Below are 3,627 nucleotides of genomic sequence, written 5' to 3'. Positions count from 1 at the left end.
TCCGCGAAGGCGATCTGCCGCGAGGCGGGCTACCACGGCGCAGGCACGGTCGAGTTCCTGGTCGGGCAGGACGGGCTGATCTCGTTCCTCGAGGTCAACACCCGTCTTCAGGTCGAGCACCCGGTGTCGGAGGAGACGGCCGGGCTGGACCTGGTGCGTGAGCAGTTCCGCATCGCGGCCGGGGAGAAGCTGCGGTTCGACGAGGACCCGACCCCGCGTGGCCACTCCATCGAGTTCCGGATCAACGGCGAGGACGCGGGCCGCGGCTTCCTGCCGGCGCCGGGCGTGGTGACGAGGTTCGTCGCGCCGGACGGGCCGGGCGTGCGGGTGGACTCGGGTGTGGAGTCGGGCACCGTCATCGGCGGGCAGTTCGACTCGCTGCTGGCCAAGGTCATCGTCACCGGCGCCACCCGCGAGGAGGCCCTGGAGCGGTCGCGGCGCGCGCTCGACGAGATGGTCGTCGAGGGCATGGCGACCGTGCTGCCGTTCCACCGGGTGATCGTCCGTGATCCCGCCTATGTGGGTGATGGCACGTCGTTCTCCGTGCACACGCGGTGGATCGAGACCGAGTTCGACAACACGATCGAGCCGTTCGTGGCCACCGAGGAGCTACCGGAGCCCGACGAGCGGCAGAGCGTGGTCGTCGAGGTCGGCGGCCGGCGGCTGGAGGTGTCGCTGCCGGGCGGGCTGTCCGTCGGCGGCGGTGGGGGTGGTGCCCCGAAGGCGGCCAAGCCGCGCAAGCGGGCGGGCGGCAGGACGGCGGCGGCCTCGGGCGACGCGGTGGCCGCGCCCATGCAGGGCACGATCGTGAAGATCGCGGTCGAGGACGGCCAGCAGGTGTCCACGGGCGAGCTGATCGTGGTCCTGGAGGCCATGAAGATGGAGAACCCGGTGACCGCCCACAAGGACGGCACGGTGACCGGGCTCGCGGTGTCCGTCGGGGAGACCGTCACCCAGGGGTCGGTGTTGTGTGAGCTGAAGGACTGAGCCGGTCCTCTCAGAATCAGGACGTCCGTCACGGCTGATTACGCGATTACCGACGTACGATCGAAGGGTGAGCGAGTACCAGCCTTCGGACATTCGGGTCAGTGACACCGAGCGCGAGGACGCCCTCAGCAAGCTCAACGAGCACATGAGTGCCGGCCGGCTGGACATCGACGAGTACGGGGAGCGGTCCGCGCGGGTCGTCACCGCCAAGACGCGGGGTGAGCTGCTCAGCCTGTTCGGCGACCTCCCCGAGCCCAAGCCGACGTTCGGTCAGCCCCGACCGGCCGCGCCCGCGAAGCGGGAACGGACGTTCGCGGAGAAGTTCGTGCCGATCGCGACGCCGATCGCCGTGCTCGTGTTGGTGGCGGGCGTCTTCGTCGTGCTCAAGCTGTGGTTCTTCATGCCGTTCCTGATCGTCTTCCTGATCGTCAGCCGGGGCGGCGGGAACCGGTGGCAGGGCGGCGGCCGGGGTGGCCCCCGCGGCATGCGGCACGGACGGTACGGGCGGTACTAGGCCGTAAGCCGGCAACCCGACGAACGGCGTGCGCCAACCGGAACATTCCGTTAAAAGATCTCACGAAATCCCCGTGAACCATCGAATCCGATCATTCTGATTGGCTATGGTTGATCGACCACAGGAAACCGGTAGGGAGTGTGGCTTGGTGGCGGGGAAAGACGGCGGAGGCGCCCAGAACGACATCCTCCTGGTCGACCCGGACGCGGTGCCCGGCCTGCGTGGGGCTTACGCGGACGCGCTCGCCAGGGTGGACCGCCAGCTCGAGCTCGCCGACAAGGAGCTGCGCGTCGCCTCCTGGGCGCAGGACCCGGTGAGCCTCGGTGCGGCCAAGGTCTTCAACGACCGCGCGCTCGACGGCGAGGACGACGCGGTCGGCCTGCTGCGGTACTACCGCGAGCAGCTCGACGCCGCGGTGCAGAACCTCGACGCGACCGCCGCGCAGTACAAGAAGACCGACGAGGACGTGTCCGGCGCGAGCGCCGGCCAGGGCTGAGAGGGCAGCGATGACGAACCCCGGTCCTAACGACACCACCCGCTGGCGCGGCTTCTCCCACGAGGACCTGTACAAGATGCTCCACGACGGCCCGGGCGCCCCGGCGTCCGCCGAGCCGTCGCGGCGCTGGAGCGAGATCGCCGCCACGCTCACCGAGATCAGCCAGGACCTGAAGAAGGCGCTCGACCTGACCGGCAGCGGCTGGACCGGCCCCGCGGCCGGCGTCGCCCACGACCGGTTGTCGACCACCGTCGAGTGGGCGGCCGCGGCCGGCACGGGCGCGGCCGGTATGCGCACGTCGGTCGAGGACCAGGCCGGGCACATCGCGAAGGCCCGCGCGGACATGCCGCAGCCGGCCGGGGCGACGGCGGCGACGCCGGACCCGACCGTGGCACCGGCCGTCCAGGTCCTCCAGACGCAGACCGACGCCGAGCCCGCCGAGGCGGCCGCGTCCTCCGCGGAGGAGAAGGCCGTCGAGGTCATGACGACCTACGAGAACAACACGAACGCGACCACCGGCGCGCTGCCGAAGTTCAGCCGGCCGGAGCAGCTGGTGGCGAACACCGGGATGCACCACGGCCAGGGCGGCGGGCTGCTCGGCCTCGGTCTCACCACCGTGTCCGGCCTGCTCGGCGGGCGCCACCACGGCGACGACCGGCACGGCGGCGACAACCGGGGTGGCCGGGGCGACGGCTCCCGCGGCGGGACGTACGGCGCGGCGGCGGAGTACGACGAGCCGCGCCGGGGTGGGCGGATGTCGCTGCCCGGTCCCGGCAGGATGACCGGCGCCTCGAACGACCCGTTCCTCTTCTCCACCGGCGGCGGCCCTGGCGGCGGCTCCTCGCAGGAGAACTCGCCGCGCCGGGGCAACGTGGTCAACGCCAACCCGAACGGCGGCGGCAGCGGTTCCGTGCCCGGTGCCGGGGCCAAGACCGGGATGGGCCTGCCGTCGCACGACCTGCAGCAGGCACAGCAGGCGGCCGCGGCCGGCCAGGCGGCGGCCGGGACGCACCCGGGAGCCGGTGCGCCGATGGCGCCGACGGCCGGGACGCCGATGGGCCCGCAGGAGAAGATCGCGATGCGCCGGTTCGGCATGGACGCGATCGGGTCGAGCCAGTGGTTCGCCGACAACGAGGACCCGGTGCCCGGGCAGGCCCCGAGGCGGCGCTTCGACCTGCGGGAATCCGAGGAGGAGACCGTCACCGAGTCGGTGTCGATCCTGGACGAGGAGCACAAGCTGCCACCCAACGTGATCGGCGAGGGCGGCCGATGATCACGGCATGACGCTCGGCGCTGTCCACACGGATCCGGTGGAGATCAGCGCGCTCGAGTTCGACGTGCTGTGGGAGCACTTCTACGGCGTCGACCAGATGCCGCTGGTGCTGAAGGTCCCGTCCCCGGGCAGGACGGACGAGGAACGCAAGCGGATCGTGCGTTCGGTGTGGGACGGGCTGACCCGGCGCGGCCTCGGTACGCCGGGGGACCCGCACCCGCACCTGCTCCGCCTGCTCAACCTCCTGCGCCGCCCGGACCGCGAGATCGACGGCCGCCTGTGGCTGGGCGGCGAGCTACGCCTGCTGGCAGCGGCGACGGCAGACGAGGCCGTGCTGGCCATGCTGTGGGTGGGGCC

The 3,627-nt window shown here is 71.8% G+C and carries 5 protein-coding genes; all 5 read left to right on the top strand.

All coding sequences use genetic code 11. From position 1 onward, the window contains the following. Positions 1-987 (top strand): biotin/lipoyl-containing protein (locus tag ACJ73U_RS00250; protein WP_407775418.1); only part of this gene is annotated, 987 nt, incomplete at its 5' end. Positions 988-1,054: 67 nt separating this feature from the next. Further along, the gene (locus ACJ73U_RS00245; RefSeq protein WP_407775417.1) at positions 1,055-1,501 is read left to right on the top strand and encodes a DUF1707 domain-containing protein; all 447 of its coding nucleotides are present in this window, start codon (positions 1,055-1,057) and stop codon (positions 1,499-1,501) included. Between the two features lie 148 nt (positions 1,502-1,649). Further along, positions 1,650-1,997, top strand: coding sequence for a PE domain-containing protein (locus ACJ73U_RS00240; RefSeq protein WP_407775416.1), 348 nt, complete (start codon positions 1,650-1,652; stop codon positions 1,995-1,997). Positions 1,998-2,007: 10 nt separating this feature from the next. After that, the gene (locus tag ACJ73U_RS00235) at positions 2,008-3,270 is read left to right on the top strand and encodes a PPE domain-containing protein (protein ID WP_407775415.1); all 1,263 of its coding nucleotides are present in this window, start codon (positions 2,008-2,010) and stop codon (positions 3,268-3,270) included. Positions 3,271-3,277: 7 nt separating this feature from the next. After that, on the top strand, positions 3,278-3,627 hold a 350-nt coding region (locus ACJ73U_RS00230), incomplete at its 3' end, for an ESX secretion-associated protein EspG (protein ID WP_407775414.1).

Origin of the sequence: Actinophytocola sp. (assembly GCF_045807065.1) — a bacterium.
In the GTDB taxonomy this organism is placed as follows: Bacteria; Actinomycetota; Actinomycetes; order Mycobacteriales; family Pseudonocardiaceae; genus Actinophytocola.
Note: the sequence above shows the minus strand (reverse complement) of the source record. Positions and strands in the feature narration are given on the sequence as shown.

Coding starts and splice junctions, on each gene's coding strand:
- ACJ73U_RS00235 (WP_407775415.1), top strand. CDS start 2,008: ATGACGAACCCCGGTCCTAACGACACCACCCGCTGGCGCGGCTTCTCC.